Origin of the sequence: Tenacibaculum sp., assembly GCF_050290165.1 — a bacterium.
Classification (GTDB): Bacteria; Bacteroidota; Bacteroidia; order Flavobacteriales; family Flavobacteriaceae; genus Polaribacter.
The window spans coordinates 75,664-98,888 of the sequence record NZ_JBNKHD010000011.1 but is presented as its reverse complement, the minus strand read 5'-3'; the positions used below and the strand labels follow the sequence as shown (position 1 = coordinate 98,888).

22 protein-coding genes and 1 tRNA gene are annotated in these 23,225 nt (G+C 32.1%); 16 read left to right on the top strand and 7 right to left on the bottom strand.

Annotation, left to right across the window (positions count from 1 at the left end; all coding sequences use genetic code 11):
- Nucleotides 1-45 precede the first annotated feature (45 nt).
- On the bottom strand, nt 46-606 hold the full coding sequence (locus tag ACQY6M_RS08260) for a DNA-3-methyladenine glycosylase I (protein WP_428740676.1): 561 nt from the start codon (nt 604-606) through the stop codon (nt 46-48).
- Nucleotides 607-655: 49 nt separating this feature from the next.
- On the opposite strand from ACQY6M_RS08260, the gene ACQY6M_RS08255 reads away from it, so the two are divergent.
- The gene (locus ACQY6M_RS08255; protein WP_428744947.1) at nt 656-1,138 is read left to right on the top strand and encodes a DUF6146 family protein; all 483 of its coding nucleotides are present in this window, start codon (nt 656-658) and stop codon (nt 1,136-1,138) included.
- Between the two features lie 63 nt (nt 1,139-1,201).
- On the top strand, nt 1,202-2,947 hold the full coding sequence (gene sppA / locus ACQY6M_RS08250; protein ID WP_428740674.1) for a signal peptide peptidase SppA: 1,746 nt from the start codon (nt 1,202-1,204) through the stop codon (nt 2,945-2,947).
- Nucleotides 2,948-3,002: 55 nt separating this feature from the next.
- Here sppA and ACQY6M_RS08245 read toward each other — a convergent pair whose 3' ends face one another.
- Nucleotides 3,003-3,767 (bottom strand): hypothetical protein, encoded by a 765-nt coding sequence (locus ACQY6M_RS08245; RefSeq protein ID WP_428740673.1) that lies wholly within the window; start codon nt 3,765-3,767, stop codon nt 3,003-3,005.
- Nucleotides 3,768-4,015: 248 nt separating this feature from the next.
- Complete coding sequence (gene metK, locus ACQY6M_RS08240; protein ID WP_428740672.1) at nt 4,016-5,269, bottom strand: methionine adenosyltransferase; 1,254 nt, start codon at nt 5,267-5,269, stop codon at nt 4,016-4,018.
- A gap of 311 nt (nt 5,270-5,580) precedes the next feature.
- Between metK and trxA the strand changes: the two genes are divergently transcribed.
- From trxA to ACQY6M_RS08200, 8 genes are all read left to right on the top strand, one after another.
- Entirely contained in the window at nt 5,581-5,898 is a 318-nt protein-coding gene (trxA, locus tag ACQY6M_RS08235) for a thioredoxin (protein WP_125068953.1), read from the top strand.
- A 69-nt stretch (nt 5,899-5,967) separates the two neighbouring features.
- Nucleotides 5,968-6,888 (top strand): DUF58 domain-containing protein, encoded by a 921-nt coding sequence (locus ACQY6M_RS08230; protein ID WP_428740671.1) that lies wholly within the window; start codon nt 5,968-5,970, stop codon nt 6,886-6,888.
- Between the two features lie 55 nt (nt 6,889-6,943).
- Nucleotides 6,944-7,017: transfer RNA gene (locus ACQY6M_RS08225), tRNA-Asp, on the top strand.
- A gap of 265 nt (nt 7,018-7,282) precedes the next feature.
- Nucleotides 7,283-8,107, top strand: coding sequence for a prephenate dehydratase (locus ACQY6M_RS08220; protein WP_428741034.1), 825 nt, complete (start codon nt 7,283-7,285; stop codon nt 8,105-8,107).
- Nucleotides 8,104-9,246: a pyridoxal phosphate-dependent aminotransferase gene (locus ACQY6M_RS08215; protein ID WP_428741035.1), complete on the top strand. Its 1,143-nt coding sequence runs from the start codon at nt 8,104-8,106 to the stop codon at nt 9,244-9,246. Before ACQY6M_RS08220 ends, ACQY6M_RS08215 begins: the two co-directional genes overlap by 4 nt.
- Nucleotides 9,243-9,620, top strand: a complete 378-nt coding sequence (locus ACQY6M_RS08210) for a nuclear transport factor 2 family protein (protein ID WP_428741036.1) — start codon at nt 9,243-9,245, stop codon at nt 9,618-9,620. The genes ACQY6M_RS08215 and ACQY6M_RS08210 overlap by 4 nt, the downstream gene beginning before the upstream one ends.
- Nucleotide 9,621: 1 nt before the next feature.
- Nucleotides 9,622-10,488, top strand: coding sequence for a prephenate dehydrogenase (locus tag ACQY6M_RS08205; RefSeq protein WP_428741037.1), 867 nt, complete (start codon nt 9,622-9,624; stop codon nt 10,486-10,488).
- Between the two features lie 10 nt (nt 10,489-10,498).
- Nucleotides 10,499-11,581, top strand: a complete 1,083-nt coding sequence (locus ACQY6M_RS08200) for a chorismate mutase (protein ID WP_428741038.1) — start codon at nt 10,499-10,501, stop codon at nt 11,579-11,581.
- 25 nt (nt 11,582-11,606) lie between these two features.
- On the opposite strand, the gene ACQY6M_RS08195 is transcribed toward ACQY6M_RS08200, so the two are convergent.
- Nucleotides 11,607-12,083, bottom strand: coding sequence for a hypothetical protein (locus ACQY6M_RS08195; RefSeq protein WP_428741039.1), 477 nt, complete (start codon nt 12,081-12,083; stop codon nt 11,607-11,609).
- A gap of 63 nt (nt 12,084-12,146) precedes the next feature.
- On the opposite strand from ACQY6M_RS08195, the gene rsgA reads away from it, so the two are divergent.
- The 5 genes from rsgA to ACQY6M_RS08170 all read left to right on the top strand — a co-directional run bounded on the left by rsgA (nt 12,147) and on the right by ACQY6M_RS08170 (nt 15,651).
- A complete protein-coding gene (rsgA, locus tag ACQY6M_RS08190) occupies nt 12,147-13,088 on the top strand; it encodes a ribosome small subunit-dependent GTPase A (RefSeq protein WP_428741040.1) in 942 nt (313 codons plus the stop codon).
- A gap of 43 nt (nt 13,089-13,131) precedes the next feature.
- Nucleotides 13,132-13,584: a D-aminoacyl-tRNA deacylase gene (gene dtd / locus ACQY6M_RS08185; protein ID WP_428741041.1), complete on the top strand. Its 453-nt coding sequence runs from the start codon at nt 13,132-13,134 to the stop codon at nt 13,582-13,584.
- Nucleotides 13,585-14,229: a TatD family hydrolase gene (locus tag ACQY6M_RS08180; protein WP_428741042.1), complete on the top strand. Its 645-nt coding sequence runs from the start codon at nt 13,585-13,587 to the stop codon at nt 14,227-14,229.
- A complete protein-coding gene (locus tag ACQY6M_RS08175; protein ID WP_428741043.1) occupies nt 14,226-14,942 on the top strand; it encodes a tRNA threonylcarbamoyladenosine dehydratase in 717 nt (238 codons plus the stop codon). Before ACQY6M_RS08180 ends, ACQY6M_RS08175 begins: the two co-directional genes overlap by 4 nt.
- Nucleotides 14,943-15,006: 64 nt before the next feature.
- Nucleotides 15,007-15,651: a YceI family protein gene (locus ACQY6M_RS08170; RefSeq protein ID WP_428741044.1), complete on the top strand. Its 645-nt coding sequence runs from the start codon at nt 15,007-15,009 to the stop codon at nt 15,649-15,651.
- A 55-nt stretch (nt 15,652-15,706) separates the two neighbouring features.
- Here ACQY6M_RS08170 and lipB read toward each other — a convergent pair whose 3' ends face one another.
- Nucleotides 15,707-16,411 carry a lipoyl(octanoyl) transferase LipB gene (gene lipB / locus ACQY6M_RS08165; RefSeq protein ID WP_428741045.1) on the bottom strand — a complete coding sequence of 235 codons (705 nt, stop codon included), beginning with the start codon at nt 16,409-16,411 and terminating at the stop codon, nt 15,707-15,709.
- Between the two features lie 84 nt (nt 16,412-16,495).
- On the opposite strand from lipB, the gene ACQY6M_RS08160 reads away from it, so the two are divergent.
- A complete protein-coding gene (locus ACQY6M_RS08160) occupies nt 16,496-19,447 on the top strand; it encodes a reprolysin-like metallopeptidase (protein WP_428741046.1) in 2,952 nt (983 codons plus the stop codon).
- A gap of 63 nt (nt 19,448-19,510) precedes the next feature.
- Here ACQY6M_RS08160 and ACQY6M_RS08155 read toward each other — a convergent pair whose 3' ends face one another.
- Entirely contained in the window at nt 19,511-22,297 is a 2,787-nt protein-coding gene (locus ACQY6M_RS08155) for a TonB-dependent receptor (protein ID WP_428741047.1), read from the bottom strand.
- Nucleotides 22,298-22,328: 31 nt separating this feature from the next.
- Nucleotides 22,329-23,189 (bottom strand): GLPGLI family protein, encoded by an 861-nt coding sequence (locus tag ACQY6M_RS08150; protein WP_428741048.1) that lies wholly within the window; start codon nt 23,187-23,189, stop codon nt 22,329-22,331.
- Nucleotides 23,190-23,225: the final 36 nt, after the last annotated feature.

The window sequence follows — 23,225 nt, the reverse complement described above, 5'->3', positions numbered from 1 at the left end:
TAGGTAGTTTTTAATTTATTTTTTTGAAGGCTAAATTTACAAAAATTAAACTTCATGATATCTGAAGCAATCTGTAGTATGGTCATTTACCATTCCTGTTGCTTGCATGTGTGCATAAATAACTGTTGACCCTACAAACTTGAACCCGCGTTTTTTCATATCTTTTGAAATAGCATCTGAAAGCTCAGTAGTTGCAGGCACCTCTTCTCTTTTTGAAAATTTATTCTTAATAGGATTTCCATCTACAAAACTCCATATATACTTTGAGAACGACCCAAACTCTTCTTGTACTTTCATAAACAACTGCGCATTAGTTATCGTTGCTTTTATTTTCAGTTTGTTTCTAATGATCCCTTCATTTTGCAATAGTTCTTCATACTTATCCTCCGAATAATTAGCGATTTTCTGATAATCAAAATCATCAAATGCCTTTCTAAAGTTTTCTCTCTTTTTTAAAATAGTAATCCAACTTAATCCTGCTTGAAATGTTTCTAAAATTAAAAACTCAAACAATTTATCATCTTCATATACAGGAACTCCCCATTCAGTATCGTGGTATTCAATATATAACGGATCATCACTAACCCAAAAACATCTTTGCTTCATTTCTTTATATTTTATTTTCGAAAATTACTGTTAAACAAGTTAAAAATCAATGAAAACCGGAATATTTTTTGCAACTTTATATGTAGAAAATTCTCTGATTATGAAAACATTAAAGCAACTTATATATCTTACTTTCATTGGTGTTGCTCTATGGACATGTAGTTCTCCACCTCTAAAAAATACTACAGAGACTAAAGAAGAGCCTGTAGTAATAGCTAATGACAGTTTGGAATATGAAATTATAATAATCGATCCTGGTTTTACCACCTATTTAAACACTATTGCCAAACCTGAAGGTTTTTATTCTCAAACTTATTTAGAAAATAAAAATCAATTGTATGTAACCACATGGAATTATAGAGTCCGTAACCCTTTACAGTTCAATTCTAACATATACGAAAATGTAATTGACTATAGTCCTCATATAAACTACGGTTATGAAGTAAACTATAAACTCTTTAATTATTTTGAGTTTGCTCAACGTAAATATCGAATGAATTTAGGTATAGGAGCGAATAGATATAGTAGGTAATTTTACCAATATGCATCTTTTTAAAAAATGTATATTTGTTCTCAAAAAAATTAACCGTATTACATGAAGTTTTTAAGAAACCTATTAGCCTCTATTCTTGGCTTTTTTATCGCTATTTTTTTACTTTTTATATTCTTTATTGCCATTGCTTCTATAATAGGAGCTGAAGAAAAAGTAGTTATAAAATCAAACTCCGTTTTAGAGTTAGATTTATCAACCCCGGTAAAAGATTATGCGCCTAAAGAAGATAACCCTATTGCTGAAGCTTTAGAATTAACCGACGAAAAATTAGCTTTAAATAAAATTATCAATGCTATTGAGAATGCTAAAACTGACGAAAGAATTAAAGGAATCAGTATTAAATCTACATATATAAATGCAGGAATTGCACAAACACAAGCTATTCGAAACAAAATAGAAGAATTTAAAGAGAGTGGTAAATTTGTATATGCCTATAACGATATATTTACACAGAAAAACTATTACCTAAGTTCTGTTGCAGACAGCTTATTTTTAAACCCTATAGGAGCCATTGACTTTAGAGGCTTATCTACCGAAATCTTATATTTTAAAGACTTTGAAGACAAGTATGGCGTTAAGATGGAAGTAATCCGTCATGGAAAATACAAAAGCGCGGTAGAGCCTTTCTTAGAAAATAAAATGAGTGAAGCCAATCGCGAGCAAACTACCTCATTCTTAAAATCTATTTGGTCTGAAATTACAGAAGACATTAGTAAAAGTAGAAATATTTCAATTGAAAAACTAAATGCTATTGCTGACAATTTAGGAGGTAGAAATGCTGAGTTAGCAAAAGAAAATAATCTAATTGATGCTTTTATATACAAAGATGAATACAAGGAAAAATTAGATCATATTTCAAATGGAAAAACCAATACAATATCTCTTGAAGACTATATAAGTTCAGGTAAAGGAAGAATTTCTTCTACTTCAAAAAACAAGATTGCCGTTATTTATGCACAAGGAGATATTATGTATGGTGAAGGAAATGAAAATTATATCGGTCAGGGAATCATTAATAAAGCTATTATAAAAGCTAGAAAAGACAAAAACGTAAAAGCTATTGTACTTCGCGTAAACTCACCTGGAGGTAATGCCTTAGCTTCTGAACTTATCTGGCGTGAATTAGAACTTACTAAAAAAGAGAAACCTATAGTGGTTTCTATGGGTAATTATGCTGCTTCTGGTGGTTACTATATAGCTTGTAATGCTAATAAAATTATCGCAGAGCCAACCACAATCACAGGCTCTATTGGGGTTTTTGGAGCCATTCCAAATTTTAGTCAATTTACTGATAACATAGGCATTAACGCTGAGCGAGTTTCAACTAACAATAGTCCATTCTATAGTGTTTTTGAACCGATGGATAAAAAGTTTTACGATGTTACAAAAGAAGGAATTGAACAAATGTATACTACTTTTGTTAATCGTGTTTCAACTGGACGTAACATGAGTTTTGAACAAGTAAACGAAATTGCACAAGGTAGAGTTTGGACGGGTAAAGAAGCTATTGAAAAAGGCTTAGTTGACCAATTAGGAAGTTTAAACGACGCTATTAAAGCTGCTGCTGGATTGGCCGAAGTGGAAGACTATAAAGTTCGTAACTACCCTGACTATAAAACCGACTTAAAAGATGCTTTAAAACTCTCTCCTTTCTCTAAAATATCAAAAGAAGAAGTACTTAAAGAAGCTTTAGGTAATGAGAACTACCAACTATACCACAACTTACAAAAAATGAAAGATGTAAAAGGAATTCAGGCTAGAATCCCATTTATATTTCAAATAAAATAAACCCAAAAGAAAAGCCTCGACAATGTCGAGGCTTTTTTTATTTTTAATAGTTTAATTACTCATAACTATAAGTAGCATTAATGGTAACTGATTCTTCACCTCCGATTGCTAATCCTTTCCCTGTTAAAGGATACCCATCTGAATCATAAGTATAATCTACAGTTAAAGTACCTATAACGTTATCATCTGCGTCTTTATAGATAATCTTCGTTACGTTATTTAATGGCAATAATCTTCTAGCTTTAATCACTTCTGAAGCTTGAGGATTCACACCAAAACTAACATCAACTCCATCTAAAATTTCTATAACTCCAGCAGATTCTAAAGTAGAAAAATACATATTTGGTTTATTGTCATAAAATATTTCTGCTGTATAACTTTCAACAACATTCATTTCAGTTTCCCAGTCATAAACCTCAACTTGAAATAAAACTTTACTAGGATTTTTGTTAGAATCATATTCTAATGCCATACCTGTTTCATAAATATTATATGGTGATTGATACAACTCTTCTATTGAAAGACTTTCTGAAGGATCACTATCTTCAGTTACTTTAATAGTACTCCCATCATTATTATAGTTTATTAAAGTAGCGTCTGTCCCATTTGTTCCAGAAATACTTACCAATTCCTTTTCAGCATTATACATAAACTGAGTAGTAATTGTTTCATTTTCTTGGTTTGTCGCTGCAACAGTTTTTAATCTTTTCTTTTTAGCTTCTCCGTTAACTTCATCAAAATCGTCTGAAGCAGAGTTACTACATGAGGTTAATAATGCCACTCCTAATCCAATAGCAAAAACATACTTTAATTTTTTCATTTTTTGTAATTTTTAATGAACTCATTTTTATTATTCAAGCAAAAACTAAGCATTCCCCCTACATAAAGTCTTTAAGACAATAAAAAATGAGTAAAAGAAAAAACAGCAATTTTTAGCAATTTGAAAAATATAAAAACAAGTTCGGTTCATATTGTTTTTAATTTCAAAACAAAAGTAACTGTATAAAAAATACCTGCAATAAAAATTACAGGTATTTTTCAAATTATAGTTTTGTTTTGTTTCGTTTCTTACAAACCAAAGCTCTCTTTTACTTTAGAAACATAATCTAATTTTTCCCAAGTAAATAATTCTACATCTAACGTTACACTTTCTCCATTAGGTTGTGTAAATGTTTTAGAAACTACTTCATTTGTACGTCCCATATGTCCATAGGCAGCTGTTTCGCTATACATTGGGTTACGTAACTTTAAACGTGTTTCAATAGCATGTGGACGCATATCAAAAATTTCAGAAACTTTTTGAGCGATTTCTCCATCAGTCAAATCAACTTTTGATGTTCCATAGGTATCCACAAAAATTCCCATTGGTTCTACTACTCCAATTGCATACGATACTTGTACCAATACTTCATCAGCTACTCCAGCAGCTACTAAATTTTTAGCTATATGTCTTGTTGCATAGGCTGCAGAACGGTCTACTTTACTAGGATCTTTTCCTGAAAATGCTCCACCACCATGCGCTCCTTTACCTCCATAAGTATCTACAATAATCTTACGACCGGTTAATCCAGTATCTCCATGAGGTCCACCAATTACAAACTTTCCTGTTGGATTGATATGGTATTTGATTTCATCATTAAACAATGCTTGAATCTCTGGAGTTAATTGTGCTTTCACCCTAGGGATTAAAATATCAACAATATCTTTTCTAATTTTAGCCAACATTGTTTCATCATCAGCAAAATCATCGTGCTGTGTAGATACAACAATTGCTTCAATACGTTGTGGCACATTATCATCAGAATACTCAATGGTTACCTGACTTTTAGCATCTGGACGTAGATAAGTAATCTCTTTATTCTCTCTACGTATTACCGCTAATTCTTTAAGTATTAAATGTGATAAATCTAATGCTAACGGCATGTAGTGCTCCGTTTCATTAGTCGCATAACCAAACATCATTCCTTGGTCACCTGCTCCTTGCTCTTCTTTTGAAGCCCTATCTACCCCACGATTAATATCATCTGATTGCTCATGAATTGCAGATACTACTCCACAAGAATTTCCATCAAACATATACTCTCCTTTAGTGTAACCAATTTTATTGATTACCTCACGAGCTATCTTTTGTACATCTAAATAGGTAGATGACTTTACCTCTCCAGCCAACACTACCTGTCCAGTCGTAACTAATGTTTCACAAGCTACTTTTGACTCTGGATCAAATGCTAAAAAATTATCTATTAAAGCGTCAGATATTTGATCTGCTACTTTATCTGGATGTCCTTCAGAAACACTTTCCGAAGTAAAAAAATATGACATAAAACTTCTTTTTAAATTAACTAAAAGAAAAACTTGGATTGCTAAGTCGCTAAAAGGAGTAGAAAATTACTGCTTTAGCATTTTTTTCTGAACTTTTGTTCAATGAGGTTGCAATCAGTCAAATTTTTCCTCAAAAAATATTTGGCAAAGTTATAGATTATTTTACACACATAAAAACAAACTTAAAAGAAATAGAAAGTATTGATAATATGATAGTAAAAAGTAATTTTTGTAGAATTGTATTGGTAAAATATTTGATTACATTTGTATCCTATTACATAAGACACTAACTTATATTAAAATAAAATAAAATGGCATTAGAAATTACAGATGCTTCTTTTGAAGAAGTAGTATTAAAATCTGACAAACCAGTATTAGTAGACTTTTGGGCAGCATGGTGTGGACCTTGTAGAATGGTATCTCCTATCGTTGATGAAATCAGTAGCGAGTATGAAGGAAAAGCTGTTGTAGGTAAAGTTGATGTTGATGCAAACCAAGAATTTGCTGCAAAATATGGTGTTAGAAACATCCCTACAGTATTAATCTTCAAAAATGGTGAAGTAGTTGATAAACAAGTAGGTGCTGCTCCTAAAAAAGCGTATACTGATAAAATTGATGCTGCTTTATAAGCAATATATTAATTGATATTATACAAAAGGTTTGGCTATCGCTAAACCTTTTTTTATTTTCGATACTATATGATTGATCTAAAAAGTACATCTTCACAAATAAACAACCTTGAATTACTTGCCAAACAAGTAGTCGAAGGTTTTATTACTGGAATGCATAAAAGTCCTTTTCACGGGTTTTCGGTTGAGTTTTCTGAACACAAACTATACAATAAAGGTGAAAGTACTAGGCATATTGACTGGAAACTATTCGCTAAAACCGAAAAACTATACACCAAAAAGTACGAAGAAGAAACAAACCTTAGATGTCATATAATTATTGATAATTCTGCGTCGATGCACTATCCTGTTGGTAAAAATCAATCAATAGATAAGTTAAACAAAATAGGTTTTTCAGCAGTAGCTACAGCTTCTTTAATGGATATCTTAAAACGACAACGGGATGCTGTAGGGTTGAGTATATATTCAGATACTTATGAATACTATGCTCCAGAGAAAGGAAGTGAGCGTCATCGCAAAATGTTATTGAATCAACTAGAGCTACTATTAAACTCAAACTCTACTGCAAATACAGAAACCTATCAATACTTACATGAGATAGCCGAAAAGATTCACAGACGATCTTTAATTTTCTTATTTACCGATATGTTTCAAACTTCTAAAAATGAAGAAGAGCTTTTTAATGCTTTACGGCATTTAAAATTCAATAAACATGAAGTAATCTTGTTTCATACCTACGATAAAAAAACAGAATTTTTGTTTGATTTTGACAATACTCCAAAAAAATTTATAGATGTTGAAACTGGTGAAGAAATAAATTTATACGCAGAAAATGTGCAGCAAAAATACCAAGAACTGAGCAATACTTTTTTCAACAACCTAAAAAACAAATGCTTACAATACAAGATAGATTATGTTCCTGTAGACATAAACGAAGGTTATGATAAAGTACTTACCTCCTATCTTATCAGTCGACAGAATTTTTTATAAAATAACTCTTTTTTATTTAAAAAAAGGTTATATATTTGCATCCGCTTAGAGCAACGGTCTGGTAGTTCAGCTGGTTAGAATACATGCCTGTCACGCATGGGGTCGCGGGTTCGAGTCCCGTCCAGACCGCGAAAAGCTTCTCAATTTTTGAGAAGCTTTTTTCTTTTTTACACTTTTTCAAAAAAAAGTTTGGTTTAGTTAAATTTATTTCTAAGATTTGTCCCGTACAAAGAACACAAATACAATGATGTTACAAAACGTATGGCAAGGTTTCTATTTTTACTTTTACTTTTTTAGTAAGAGACGAGACTTTGTATCATATTGTTAACCTAACAAAAAATAATATAGCTAATCAAAGTCTCGAATTTATCGAGGCTTTTTTTTTTGATTTAAAATGAAAAAAATAGCCATTCAAGGAATACAAGGAAGCAACCATCATATTGTTGCAAACAACTACTACGGAGAAAACATCGACTTAAACGAATGTTTATCTTTTGACGTATTGGTTGATAGCCTTATCAATTCAAGAAGTGAACAAGCAATTATGGCTTTAGAAAACACCATCGCAGGCTCAATCATACCCAACTATGCCCTAATTGACAAGTACAATTTGCATATTTCAGGTGAGTATTATCTACCTATACATCATCATTTGATGGCGTTACCAAATCAACAAATTGAAGATATTACTGAGGTTTGCTCGCACCCAATGGCCTTATTACAATGCAAAGAGTTTTTCAAACAACACAAGCATATAAAGTTAGTTGAAGATGTTGATACCTCTGCTGTTGCGAAAAGAATTGCAGACCAACAATTAAAAGGAGTTGCTGCTATTGCACCAAAAATGGCTGCTGATATTTTTGGACTCTCCATCATTGAAGACGAGATTCAAACGATAAAAAACAACGCTACTCGCTTTGTGATTTTACAAACAAGTCACCCTGAAAATGGCAAGAATGAAATTAACAAAGCCTCATTAAGGTTTGAATTAGACCATAAAAGAGGAAGTTTAGCTGCAGTACTCAATGTAATGAGCGATTGCAAATTAAACCTAACCAAAATACAATCGTTACCCAAAATTGAAACACCATGGAAGTATGCCTTTTTTGTTGATGTAACTTTTGAAGCATATGAAGATTACGAAAAAGCAAAAGCCATTATACAAATTATGGCAGAAGAATTTAAAATATTAGGTGAATACAAAAACGGAAGATTATGATACAGTTTGCCAATCGTTTACAAACCGTACAAGAGTACTACTTCTCTAAAAAACTACAAGAAGTACGTCAATTAATTTCAGAAGGTAAACCAATTATAAATATTGGGATTGGGAGCCCTGATTTACAACCTCCAACATCAGTATTAAAAGCTATTCAAGATAGTTTACAAGATTCTGGAGCTCACAGTTATCAAAGTTATCAAGGCTTACCTGAGTTTAGACAAGCTGTTTCTAATTTTTATCAAAACAACTATGAAGTTGCCATAAATCCAGCTAACGAAGTACTCCCTTTAATGGGAAGTAAAGAAGGAATTATGCATATTTCATTAGCTTTTTTAAATGAAGGCGATCAGGTATTAATTCCAAATCCAGGATATCCAACTTACAGTTCTGTAACCAATTTATTGGGAGGAGAACCAATTTTTTACAATTTGGAAGAAACGAGTAACTGGCAACCTGATTTTGAAGCTTTAGAAAAACTTGACACCTTAAAAATAAAGTTGATGTGGGTAAATTACCCCCACATGCCAACGGGTGCTGATGCGACGAAAGAAACTTTTCAAAAATTAATTGACTTTGGAAAGAAACACAATATTGTTATTGTAAATGACAATCCGTATAGCTTTATATTGAATGAACACCCTCAAAGTATTCTACAAATTGAAGGCGCAAAAGATATTGCTCTAGAATTAAACTCTGTAAGTAAATCTTTTAACATGGCTGGATGGCGTGTAGGGATGTTATTAGGAAAGTCTGAATTCTTAACCGAAGTTTTAAAAGTAAAAACTCAAATGGATTCTGGTATGTTTTACGGAATTCAAAAAGGAGCAACAAAAGCTTTAGAGTTAGAAAAGGATTGGTTTATCCAATTAAATAATACTTATAAAAAGCGACAAGAATTAGTCTTTAAACTAGCAGAAAAATTAGGATGTACCTACGATAAAAACACCTCAGGAATGTTTGTTTGGTGTAAACTTCCCAAAGGAAAAACATCTGAAGAAATGATTGACGAGTTATTATACGACAAGCATATTTTCGCTGCTCCAGGAACCATTTTTGGCAGTCAAGGTGAAGGTTACATTCGCTTTTCATTATGCGTTCCAGAAGAAAAAATTAATGAGGCAATAACTAGAATATGAAAAAAGAGCTCGATTTAATAAAAACCTATATAGAAGGGTATAACTCTTTTGATATAGACAAAATGCTTTCAGTTTTAAATAAAAATATTGTTTTTGAAAATCACGCTAACAATTCTTTGACTTTAAAACTCGATGGAATAAACCAATTTAAAGAACAAGCTGAAAAAATAGCATTATTTTTCTCAGAGAGAAAACAAGAAATAGAAGAAATTATCACAAAAGAAGAACACTATGAAGTTCATCTTAAGTATACGGCCACATTAAAAGTTGACTTATCTGAAGAACTTAAAAAAGGAAATCAATTAAAACTAAAGGGTAAGAGTATTTTCTTCTTTCAGAACGGCACAATAACTAAAATAGAAGATTACAGTTAACATGAACATATTTATTATAGGTTTAGGATTAATCGGCGGAAGTTTTGCCCTAGATATTCAGCAAGCATTTAAAAATGCCACTATCTATGGAATTGATTCCAACAAAAAGCATGGTGATCTTGCTTTAGAAAGAGGGATTATTCATCAAAAAGCAACATTTTCAGAACTGTCAAATGCTGATATAGTTATTATTGCCATTCCTGTAGATATTTCACTAGAGGTAATTTTGAAAACGTTAGATAGTATCTCTGATACTTGTTTGGTTTTTGATGTAGGTTCGACTAAAGAACTGATTTGCGACGCTGTTAAAATTCATCCGAAAAGAAGAAATTTTTTAGCAACACACCCTATTGCTGGAACGGAATTTTCAGGACCTAATGCGGCTTTAACAAATTTATTTAGAAGTAAAACCAATATTATTTGTGAGGTAGAAAAAACGGCATTCAAATTACAAGAAAAGGCGTTAGATATTTTTTCAAAATTAGGAATGCGTATTCGATACATGGATCCAAAATCACACGACAAGCATATTGCCTATGTATCACATTTATCACACATCAGCTCTTTTATGCTAGGTAAGACAGTCATCGAAAAAGAGAAAAACGAGCGTGATATTTTCGATATGGCTGGTAGTGGATTTGCTTCTACTGTGCGTTTAGCAAAAAGTTCACCTGCCATGTGGACTCCTATTTTTAAACAAAATAAAGAAAATGTTGTGGAGTCCTTGAACGAATACATTAGTAACTTACAACAATTCAAAACATTATTAGAAAAAGATGATTTTCCTGAAATATACACTGAAATGGAAAATACCAATCATATAAAACAAATTTTAAACGGAATTTTAGAGGCAGCACCTCAACAATAAAGATATCAAAATGAAAAACACAAAAGAATTAAGAACATGGTTAGATGCCTTCGGGTTAGGGCATCCCTTAGTAATTGCAGGACCTTGTAGCGCTGAAACTGAAGAACAAGTGTTGCGAATTGCTCACGAATTAAAAGACACCGATGCTACTGTATTAAGAGCTGGAATTTGGAAACCTCGTACAAGACCCGGGAATTTTGAAGGCGTAGGTGCTCTAGGACTAAAATGGTTGCAAAAAGCCAAACAAGAAACAGGAATGCTAATTGCTACTGAAGTTGCCAATAAAGATCATGTACAATTAGCCTTAGAACATGATGTAGATATTTTATGGATTGGTGCTCGTACTACTGTAAGTCCTTTTATTGTTCAAGAAATTGCAGATGCTTTAGACGGAACCGATAAAATTGTCTTGGTAAAAAATCCTGTAAATCCAGACTTACCTTTATGGTTAGGCGCTATAGAACGCTTGTACGCTAAAAACATCAAAAAATTAGGAGTAATTCACAGAGGTTTTTCTACCTACGAAAAAACCCGATACAGAAACAATCCAGAATGGCAAATTCCTATCGAATTACAAAACCGTTTTCCTGATTTACCATTGATTTGTGATCCGTCGCACATCGCTGGTCGTCGTGATATCATTTTTGATATTTGCCAAACAGCTTTAGACTTAAATTTTGATGGTTTAATGGTTGAGACACACTATGACCCTGACAATGCTTGGAGTGATGCCGATCAACAAATCACCCCTAAAACTCTAGTTCAAATGATGGTAGACCTAAAAGTTAGAAAAGCTACTGATACCGAGGCTGATTACCGAAATGCATTAAATACTTTACGTACTCAAATTGATGTAGTGGATCATCAATTGATTGAAATGTTAGGTAAGCGTATGAAAATAGCTGATGCTATTGGTGAATTGAAAAAAGAGAAAAACGTTGCTATTTTACAAACCAAAAGATGGAACGAAATCTTAGGTAAAATGATATTAGAAGGTCAAGACAGAGGATTGAGTGAAGAATTTGTTCTTAAAATGTTTAAGGCAATACATCAAGAAAGTATCAACCATCAAGAAAAAATCATTAACTCATAAAAAAAGCGCCAATTGGCGCTTTTTTTTATTTTTCAGCAGACTCAGAAGTCTTCACCTCTCTCTTAAAAATATAACGTGTAATAAAGATTCCATTACTATCTCCTTTTCCTCCATAACTCTCTACTCCACTATTAGAAAAAGCCAATATCCAACCTTCTTTAGACATATCGTTAAGCTTAGAAGTAATTACAGCATCATTTGCTACAATATTTTGAAAACGGATTCCTCCTATATTAAAGAAGTTTAATAATTTTGTTTCTTCAAAATTTTTAACCCTAATTTCAGATCTCTTTGATTTGTTTCTTTCGTCATTTTCCTCTGACCTTCCTGATGTAAAGTCTTTAAAATCTCTTTCTTCATCAGAAGAAAGCAATCTAGATCTCCCTAAACCGCTCGGTATTATTGATTCAACACTAGTTATCACTTTATACTCATAAGTTTGCGCTACTGATGACGCATAAGACAGACCAATAAAACAAACGGACAATAATAATTTTTTCATAATAATTTTTTAAAATTGAGCCCAAATATACATTTTTATTTTATTATTTCTCATCTTTGTTTTATGACAGGAACGGTTTATAAATCTACAGGAAGTTGGTATTGGATAAAGTCTAAAGACGAACTATATAAGTGTCGTATTAAAGGAAAATTCCGTATCAAAGGAATCAAAAGTACGAACCCTATATCTGTAGGTGACATTGTTGATTTTTCTTTAGAAAGCAAAAATGATGAAGAAACAGGTTTAATTACCAACATTCACGAGCGTAAAAACTTTATTGTTCGTAAATCGGTTAACTTATCAAAGCAAACTCATGTAATTGCTTCTAATATTGATCAAGTATTTCTGTTAATCACGATTAACAACCCTCCTACGTTTACCACATTTATCGATCGTTTTTTGGTAACTGCAGAAGCCTATTCAATCAAAACTATTTTAGTTTTTAATAAAATAGATTCGTATGAAATTGAGCAGCGTGCCGAAATTATGTATCTAAAAGATATTTATGAAGCCATCGGTTACGAATGTATAGAAGTTTCTGCTACTGAAAACATCAATATAGATAGAATTAAAAAATTAATGACAGGCAAAGTAAGTATGTTTGCAGGTCATTCAGGAGTTGGTAAAACTACTTTAGTCAACGCCATTGAACCTTCTTTAGATTTAAAAACCAAAGAAATTTCTGAACAACACAAACAAGGACAACATACCACTACGTTTGCTGAAATGTTCGATTTAAGTTTTGATGCTCGCATTATTGACACTCCAGGAATTAAAGGTTTTGGGGTAGTTGATATGGATAAAGACGAATTAGGTGACTATTTTCCAGAGTTTTTCGCTTTAAAACAAAACTGTAAATTCAACAATTGTATTCACGTAAATGAACCTCAGTGTGCTGTTAAAGAAGCTTTAGAAAATGAAGAAATTGCTTGGTCCCGATACAAAAGCTATTTACAAATTTTGGAAGGTGAAGACGAACATTATCGAACTGATGTTTGGGAGTAATTTAGACTTTCTACTTATCCAAGATAATTAAAATTTCAAGAAAATGAAAGCCGTAATTCAACGTGTTTCAAAAGCTAGTGTTACTATTGAAGGAGAAAAAGTTGCGAATATACAAAACGGATTGTTAGTCTTATTGGGTATTATTGATGATGACACACAAGAAGACATTACTTGGTTGGCTAAGAAAATTGCCAATCTTCGTATTTTTAATGATGAAGAAGGCATCATGAACAAGTCTTTACTTGATATTAATGGAGAAGCAATCGTTGTAAGTCAGTTTACCTTACATGCTTCTACAAAAAAAGGGAATCGACCTAGCTATATTAAAGCTGCAAAACCTGATGTTGCTATTCCGTTATACGAAAATTTCGTTCAGCAATTTGAAACAGAGTTAGGCAAAAAAGTCCAAACAGGTGAATTTGGAGCAGATATGAAAGTAGAATTGTTAAATGACGGACCTGTAACTATTATTATTGACACCAAAGACAAAGTGTAATTGCAATTTATTGATATTCATACTCACACTTCATCTACTCAAAAAGATGTTTTTTCAATAGAAAATAAATATCCTAATTCAACTGATTTTAGTACTCCTTTTTCTATTGGAATTCACCCGTGGTATATTTCAGAAAACTCTTTGCAAAACGACTTAAAAATTATTGAAGAGCAACTAAACTCCGAAAAATGTTATGCATTAGGAGAATGTGGTTTGGATAGAATAACCGAAATTGACCTCTCTCTTCAACTTGAAGTTTTCAGACAACAAATTCAACTTTCTGAAAAGCACAACAAACCTTTAATTATCCATTGTGTAAAGGCTTTCCAAGAAATTATTCAATTAAAAAAAGAAATCAAACCAAAACAACCTTGGATTGTTCATGGATTCAATAAAAATCACCAAATTGCGCTCGATTTAATACGACATCAAATATGTATATCCTTCGGAGAGAGTTTATTAAAAAATGATAGCTTACAAGAAACATTTTCGAAACTTCCATCAGACTTTCTTTTTCTAGAAACTGATACTTCCGAAGAGCATATTGAAAGCATATACAACATTGCTAGCGAACTGAGAAAAACCGAAAAAAAAGAAATTATAAATACTGTAAAACAAAATTTTAGTAGAATTTTTAAAAGATGAGTTGGTTAGAACGTACCGAATTATTGGTTCAAAAAGAAGGATTAGAGAAGATTAAAAAAGCCAATGTTTTAGTAGTTGGATTAGGCGGAGTTGGATCATTTGCTGCTGAATTTATTGCTCGAGCAGGAGTAAACAAAATGACCATTGTAGATGGCGATGTTTTTGACAAAACAAACATAAATCGTCAATTACCAGCATTACATAGCACTATAGGAAAATCAAAAGCACATTTATTAGCTGAGAGACTCAAAGACATCAATCCAGTTATTGAATTGACTGTTTTAGAAGAGTTTTTGTCACCTGAAAGAGCCTTTGAAATCGTAACTCCAGATTATGATTTTGTGTTAGATTGCATTGATAGTATTACGCCTAAAATAAATCTTATTGTTGCTGCTCGCAGAAAAAAAGTAAAAATAGTTAGCTCAATGGGAGCAGGGGGTAAATTAGATGCTTCCAAAGTAACTGTTAAAGACATCAGTAAAACTAAACACTGTAAAATGGCGAAAGCCATACGAAAAAGGTTAAAAGAACTGAAAGTTGATAAAGGTGTAAGAGCAGTTTATTCAGAAGAAATTCAAATTCCTGAAAGTTTAAAACTAACCGATGGTAGCAATTATAAGAAATCCTATTACGGAACTATAAGTTATATGCCTGCCGCATTTGGACTACAAGCTGCTTCGTATGTTATTAATAAAATCTTAACTAAAAAATAAATTCCCGGGGAATTATTTTAATTACATTTGCCCCAATTTATTATCAATTATTAAAACCTCAAAAATGAAAAAAACAATTTTAGCTATTGCTTTTGTAGCAATTGGTGCAGTTTCTTGTAAAACTGAAAAAGAGAAAACAGCTGTTAATGATCAAGTTGCAGAAGTAGCAAAAACAGAAAATATTATCAATACTTACAAAGCTAATGTTGCTGAATCATCTGTAAACTGGAAAGGAGAAAAACCAACAGGATCACACACTGGAGTAGTTAGCTTAGAAAAAGGAACTTTAGAAATTGAAAACGGAATTGTAAAGTCTGGTGAGTTTGTTATTGACATGAACTCTATTTCTTGTACAGATTTAGAAGCTGGAAAAGGTAAAGAAGATTTAGAAGGACACTTAAAAAATGGTGATTTCTTTGACGTTGAAAAATTCCCTACTGCTAAATTTGAAGTTTCTAGCTCTGAATTAAAAGATGGAAAAGTTCAAGTTACTGGTAACTTAACTATTAAAGATGTTACAAAAAGTATTACAATTCCTGCTACTATTACTGAAGCTGATAATACAGTAGTATTTAAAAGTGATGCTTTTAATATTGACAGAACTGACTTTGGTGTAACTTACAAGTCTAAGAAAATTGACGCAGCTTTAAAAGATAAGTTTATCCACGACTTAATGGAGATTTCTTTTGAAGTTAAAGCTCAAAAATAATTTCAGCATTTGATTGCTAAACCAAAAAAGGGTTGACGATTAGTCAACCCTTTTTTTATGCTTTGATAAATTCTTCTACCTCAAATAATTCTTTAAAGTGTTTAAGAATTTTTTCTTTTACCTCATCTTCTGATATTTTTTTTCCTAATTCTACATCCATAGAAGTAACAGCCTTCCCACGAATTCCGCAAGGAATAATATTATCAAAATATCCTAAGTTAGCGTTCACATTTAATGCAAATCCATGCATGGTTACCCATCTACTAGCTCTAATGCCCATCGCGCATATTTTTCTAGCAAAAGGCGTTCCAACACCTAACCAAACACCAGTTTCCCCTTCACTTCTTTCTCCTTTTAATCCATATTCCGCTATAGTTAAAATAATAGCTTCTTCTAACAAACGTAAATACTTGTGAATATCTGTAAAGAAATTTTCTAAATCCAAAATAGGATACCCAACTATTTGTCCTGGTCCATGATAAGTAATATCTCCTCCTCTATTAATTTTATAAAAAGTAGCTCCCTTTTCTTTCAGTTTTTCATCAGTCAACAATAAATTACTAATATCACCTGATTTTCCTAGGGTATACACATGAGGATGTTCAACAAATAAAAAGTGATTCGGGGTCACAATTTCACTTTTTCCATTCCTCCTTTCTCTCTTTAAAGAAACTATTTCATCCAATAAGCTTGTTTGATAATCCCACGTTTCTTTATAATCTTTTTTCCCTAGATCATTGATTCTTATTTTTTTATTCATAAATTAGGCTTCGGAATAGACCTACAAAGGTAGGGAAATTTAGGCTTTTGCTGTTATAAATAATACCTTTCAATTATTAAAACTATGCTAAACAAAACCCCCATTCTTTTTTTATTTGTTTTTTCTTTTACAGTAACCAGCACGTTTTCACAACAATTATGGACTAAAGTATACAAAGAAAAAATTTCACAACAGAAAAAAGAAATATTTGGTACAAGAACCAATCCCAAAGAATACACTCTGATGAGTTTAGATCTAGAAGGATTTAAAAACACTCTAGCTAATGCTCAATCAAAAAGTACTACTTCTACAAAAACTATTGAATTACCAAGTTCAGATGGAACACTAAAAAGATTTTCTATTAAAGAAACACCTTATTTAGCCTCAGGATTAGCCGAGAAATTCCCCATGATAAAATCCTACTCTGCTAAGGGTATTGATGATACTTCTACTTCAGCTAAGATTAGTGTTGGTGCAGATGGTGTTCATGTTATTATTTTTTCAACTAACAAAAGCACCTTATATATAGATCCATACACTAAAGATAAGAGAGAATATATCATTTACAAAAAGAGCAGTGTTTCTACTCCAAAAGACAATTTTGAATGTAAGATTAAAGACACATACCAACAAAAAACAACATCTCTTAAAAGAAGCTACGCTAACGATGGAAAGCTACGAACTTATAGAATGGCTATAGCATGTACAGGTGAATATGCTCAATTCCATTTAAATAGACAAGGAACTTCTCCAACTGCTTCAGATGCAGAAAAAAAAGCAGTGGTTCTATCTGCCATGAATACTACAATGACACGTGTAAATGGCATTTATGAAAAAGATCTCGCTGTAAGAATGATTATTGTTGACAACAATGATAATTTAATATTCCTAGACCCTGATACAGATGGTTTATCGAACGACAGTTCCAGTAATTTAATTGATGAAAGCCAGAGTAAATGTGACGACATCATAGGTAATGCTAATTATGATATCGGGCATACCTTTAGTACTGGTGGTGGTGGATTAGCTAGTTTGGCCTCTGTGTGTGACACTGGCTATAAAGCCCAAGGAATAACTGGTAGTAGCCAACCTATAAACGACACTTATGATATAGATTATGTAGCTCATGAAGTTGGACATCAATTTGGAGCTACCCACACATTTAACAATTCTTGTGATGGCAATAGAAGTAGCTCCACTGCTGTAGAACCAGGAAGTGGTTCTACAATTATGGCATATGCTGGAATTTGTTCTCCTAATGTACAAAATGTAAGTGATGATTATTTCCATACAGTAAGCATCAATCAAATGTGGAATCATTTACAAGGAGTTGGTAGCTGTGCTACTTTATCTGACACAGGTAATACTGCTCCTACAGCTAATGCAGGAAATGATGTAAGCATTCCTAAATCTACCCCGTTTGTTTTAAAAGGGCAAGCTACAGATATAGATGGAACCGCCTCTTTAACCTATACTTGGGAACAAGTTGATAATGAAACAGCAACCATGTCTCCTCTATCTACTAATACTGGAGGACCTATGTTTAGATCTACGGCTCCTTCTTCATCTTCAAACAGATATATGCCTGCACTTTCGACAGTAATAAGTGGCAATACCTCAACTACTTGGGAAGTTCTTCCTTCTGTAGCAAGAGAATTAAACTTTGCGTTTACTGTAAGAGATAATCATACTGGAGGTGGTAGTTCGGCTAGAGACGATATGAAAGTTACTGTTTTAGATACTGAACCTTTTACTATAACAAGACCTAGCTCCTTAGTATCATGGGGAACTGGTGCTATAGAAACAATTACATGGAATAAAGGAACCACAAATCTAGCTCCTATTAATTGTGCGAAAGTTAATATTAGACTTTCAATAGATGGTGGTCTTACTTTTCCTATTCTATTAAAAGCAAACACTGATAATGATGGCTCTGAGGATGTTGTTATTCCTGACAACCCAACTACCAAAGCAAGAATATTAGTTGAAGCTGCTGATAATATTTTTTACAATGTAAACAATACCGATTTTATCATATTTCCTGCTGATCCTACTTTCTCAATTTCCAATACTACAGGAGACATGTCGGTATGTAATAAAGGAACAAACGAGCTTGTTTTTGATCTTGACTACAAAGCTTTATATGGTTTTACTGAAACAGTGAGCCTTTCTTATTCAGGAGCTCCAACAAACTCAAACGTAACACTTAGCACCACTACTTTGAATACTAGTGGAAAGTTTACTTTAACCGTAGCAAATCTTACCAATGTTACAAAAGGAGATTATACTGTTACCGTTACAGCTACTTCTCCTTCAACAACTAAATCAGTGAATATACTTCTAAACGTAAATGATAGTCTATGTAATTCCTCAGGTAATACAGAATCACAGGTTAGTATTACCAATGTAAAATTTAACAGTATTGACCACAATTCAACAAAAACAACAGGTTATTCTGATTTTACAGCTGAAAGCACACAAGTAGTTAGAGGAGAAAGCTACGATTTAACAACTAGTATCAATACTGATGGAAGTAGTACTATTAAAACATTTGCTTGGATAGACTGGAACCAGAACTGTACCTTTGATAATGATGAAACTTACGAAATAACATCAAATTCTGTTACTATAACAGTTCCTGAAAATGCTCCTTTAGGCTCAACAATTATGAGAATTTCTACAAGACCAGATGCTGAACCTAATTCTTGTAATACAAACTTTAATGGTGAAGTAGAAGATTATACAGTTACTGTTGAAGAAAGTTTTGCTACCGATAGTACTTTATTTGATGACCTTCAAGCCTACCCTGTACCTTCAGACGGAACTCTTACTCTCACTTTTAAAGTAAAAGACAAAAATTCTACAACTGTTAGATTATTTGACTTTAAAGGAAGATTAATTGAGACTCAACAATTCTCTACTATCTCAAGTGCCTTTAATAAAGAAATTCAATTTAATAAAAGAGCTAGCGGGTTTTACTTTATGCAAATTGAAAATGCTGGCAAAAGAATTACCAAAAAAATAGCTATTAAATAACATCATTGTGTGATAAAAAAAAGCGAGCAATTAATTGCTCGCTTTTTTTATGGATCCCTATTTCTACAAATTATACTTTAATGTAAACATTGCTATTCTTGGCTGAATTATGTATGATGAATTACTTACATAAATATCATTACTACTATTTTGATTCAATCCTGTTGAGTTCAACAAATTGGTAACTCCTACCTTATACTCCCACTTACTGTTCTTCTTTTGATATGTAAGGTCAGCTCTTAAGAAACCATAACTATCAATTATTTCTTCATTATTTAAAACCTTATTGTAGGTGTATTTTGACGTAAATATGAACTCTTTTAAGAAAAAGGCATCAAAGTTTATATATGGACTATGTGTTGTAAATGTGTTTTCCACTCCCCCTATATTTGAATTATTGATAGAAACATTATAACCTATATCAAAATTTGGAGCCTCTTTAAAGTTCGTACTAAATCTCGAGGTATATGAATGTGAAAATGTTTTCGACAACCTATTTCTAACCTCATTTGTTTGACGATTAGTTATTAAACTATTTGATTTTGCATACGATACATTTCCTCCTAATCGAACTTTAAATTTTCTAAAACTCTTTTGAAAATTAGCTCTTGCCGAAATTGACTCATCAGGAAAAGCAGAATTTATAGAAGTCTTTACTTGGTTCACATCTATAAACTGTGTATTGCTCTTAATTATATCAATTTGTTTGCTATAATTAATCGATCCAAAAACATTTGTATAATTAAACATATTGAAACTAAAATAATTCAAATTCACATTATGATATAATGAATTTGCCAGTTGTCTATTCCCGGAATACAAGCTATTGTAATTATTAAAAACATAACCTTCTGCTAACTGATTCACATCCGTAAAACTTGTTTCCATGCTATAACTTAAACGTAAAGTTTCCGACTTTTTAAGGTTCATTTTTATGGAAGCGTCTGGTAAAAGTTTCGTGAAGTTCTTCTTATAAACCGAACCTAACTGTGTGTTTTTAGACTCATAGTTATGCACTGTAAAACCTTGATTGAAAGTAAAAATTCCTGAAATAAACTTATAGTGCAGTCCAACATACAAATCATCAAATGAGAAATCTACATCATTAACAGTTGATGGAGCAGTAATTTCATTTTTATTTCCACCTAAAATTTCAAAAATATCTGAATTAAACTGTTGATTACTTAGTGTAGAACCTAACGTTACATTTAGATTGCTTTTAGAATTTAACACATAGTAATAATCCAATTTAGCATCTAATTTATTTGTTTTTACTTTTTTATTTTGACTTACATTGAACAAATTATGATCACCCGGGTTAGGATTCACATTCGTTAATGAGAGTAAATTATAAAATGATAGCTTTTCCAACTCTGCATTATAAAATGGGTCTTCATTTTGCCATAAATGTTGCATCTCAAAAGCAAAAATATTTTTATCATTTAATGTATAATAGTAGTTTAAGTTTTGATTGATAGAATACGGACTTTGTTCTGAAATTTGATTGATTGGCACTACCTCATCATCAGCATTTAGGTAAGTTCTTGATGATAGTGTTGATTGTAGTTGTTGCTGCTTTGAAACTTTGGCAAAAATGTCATAATCTAATTGATTATTTACATTTGGCTTGTAACTTGAACTCAACTTAAACAATCCTAAATCACTTGTTTGATTTGTCATATCTTGAGTTTGCTCTGTATCAATATATTTTACTGAAGAAGGATCATTTTCATCATAAGCTGGTAAATTATTCTTGTCAATCCCCGCATTAGAATAGGTTCTTCTTGTGGTTTCCTCCATATCCGTTTTATTTCCAGAATAAATAGCAAACCCACTAATATCCCATGTCTTTTTGGGAGAATAACTAAAATTTAATGCACCAAATTTTGACTGAATTTCTTTAGCTCTGTTATTTTTCAAGGTTAGAAAAGCAATATCGTTTGAGCCTACATTAAAATTGGTACCATTCCCTTCTCCAAAAGACCTAAAACCTCCTGTAAACTTAAAATAGTCACGCATGGTAAATGGAACCTCTCCTATATTATTTATATCGGTAATAACATTCAAACTATACTTTGGACTGTAATAAAATAATTTAGGATGCGCTAAGTATCTGCTATCTTCCATAGCCATTCCTAAACCAGCCGAAACCTCACCAAACCAAAAGTTTTTCTTTCCTTCTTTTAATTTGATATTAATAACTACATTATCTTCGTTATCCGTTACACGACTCATCTGCCCTACTTCACTATGGTTTTTAAGCACTTGAACTTTATCAATAGCATTTGCTGGGATATTTTTTGTTGCGATTTTAGAATCTCCATCAAAAAAATCTTTTCCTTCCACCATAACTTTTTTAACGGCCTTTCCTTCCACCTCAATTTCTCCATCTTCATTTACCTCTACCCCTGGCAATTTTTGAAGTACATCTCCTAATTTTTTTTCTGTTCCATTTTTAAAACTATCAGCATCATACACAATCGTATCACCTTTAACAGTTACTGGCATTTTATAGGTAATATTTATCTCTTCCAAGCTATCATCACCTTGTAAACTGATATCTTTAAGCAAATTGACGTCTTTAGTTTCTACAGATATTTCCGAAGTTTTCAACCCTATATAACTTACTTGTATTTTATACGTAGCATTTTGAGTAAGGTTAAGTTTATAATTTCCTTTAGAATCTGTAAACCCATAAGAATCTAATTTATTAGTAGCATTATTTATAGCAATAACATTGGCCATTTCTAACGGATTTCCTATACTATCTTTTACAACCCCTTTAAGTGTAATTTGAGCATTGGTCACCCATGTAGCCATACAAATGACCATGAGTAATATTTTATTCATTTTGTATTTTTCTTATTTAATAAATTCTTTTTTAATGAAAGTCTCTCCCTCCTCTATCATTTACTCCTCTTCTACTTCTAAATCGTTCTCTCATTTCTTTCATTTTCTCTTTTATAATCTTGTTGTATTCTTCTCTAGTTACAGCTTTACCTTTAGTAGGCTCCTTAATCTCTATTTTTTCAGATGGATTCATGGTAATCTCTGAGCACAAAATCGTTGTTCTTCCTTCATTAATTTCTAAGATTAGACCTGGTAATCCCCAATATTCTCCTGGTCCATTGCTTACAGGTATTTGTGGGGTATACCAAGCAGTCACTATAATTTCTTTAGGAACTTCTATTTCTTCTGTTACTTTTTTCACTTTCGAAGTATCTTTTTTCTCCTCATCATCTCTATTTCGTCTTCGCATATTTCGCCAATCAAAAGCATTTGTTTGCTTTACCAAAGTAGCTTTAAAACATGTATAATTACCTATTTGTTTTGTTTCATTTCCTAGCTCCCACTTAGGTTTCTCTATATTTTCTGTGATTAAAAATTTCTTCCCAAAAAATTCGGTAGCTTCTAAAATCGTCCCTTCTTTTACATTTTTATAAAATGTTCCTCCACCTACTAAGCCTCCATATCTAAAACCTCTTCCTGTTCCTGGAGCTTCTAATTTTTCTTCTTCTTTATATACAGATTCCTCTCTAGTGAAATTTAGAATGTATGTTTTTTCTAACATGCTTTTCATACGCTCTAAGATTTGTTTTTTCCGTTCTTCAGATAATTGTCTTCCACCAAAATCAGTATCCATTGTAGTTTTTGATTGGTAAACTGCTTTCCCTTGAAAATTAGCTTGTGAAAATGTGGTAATTGAAACACATAAAAAAAAGAGGGTAAATAAACGCTTCATCGATTTAATTTTTAAATTATAACTCTAAGTGCTTAG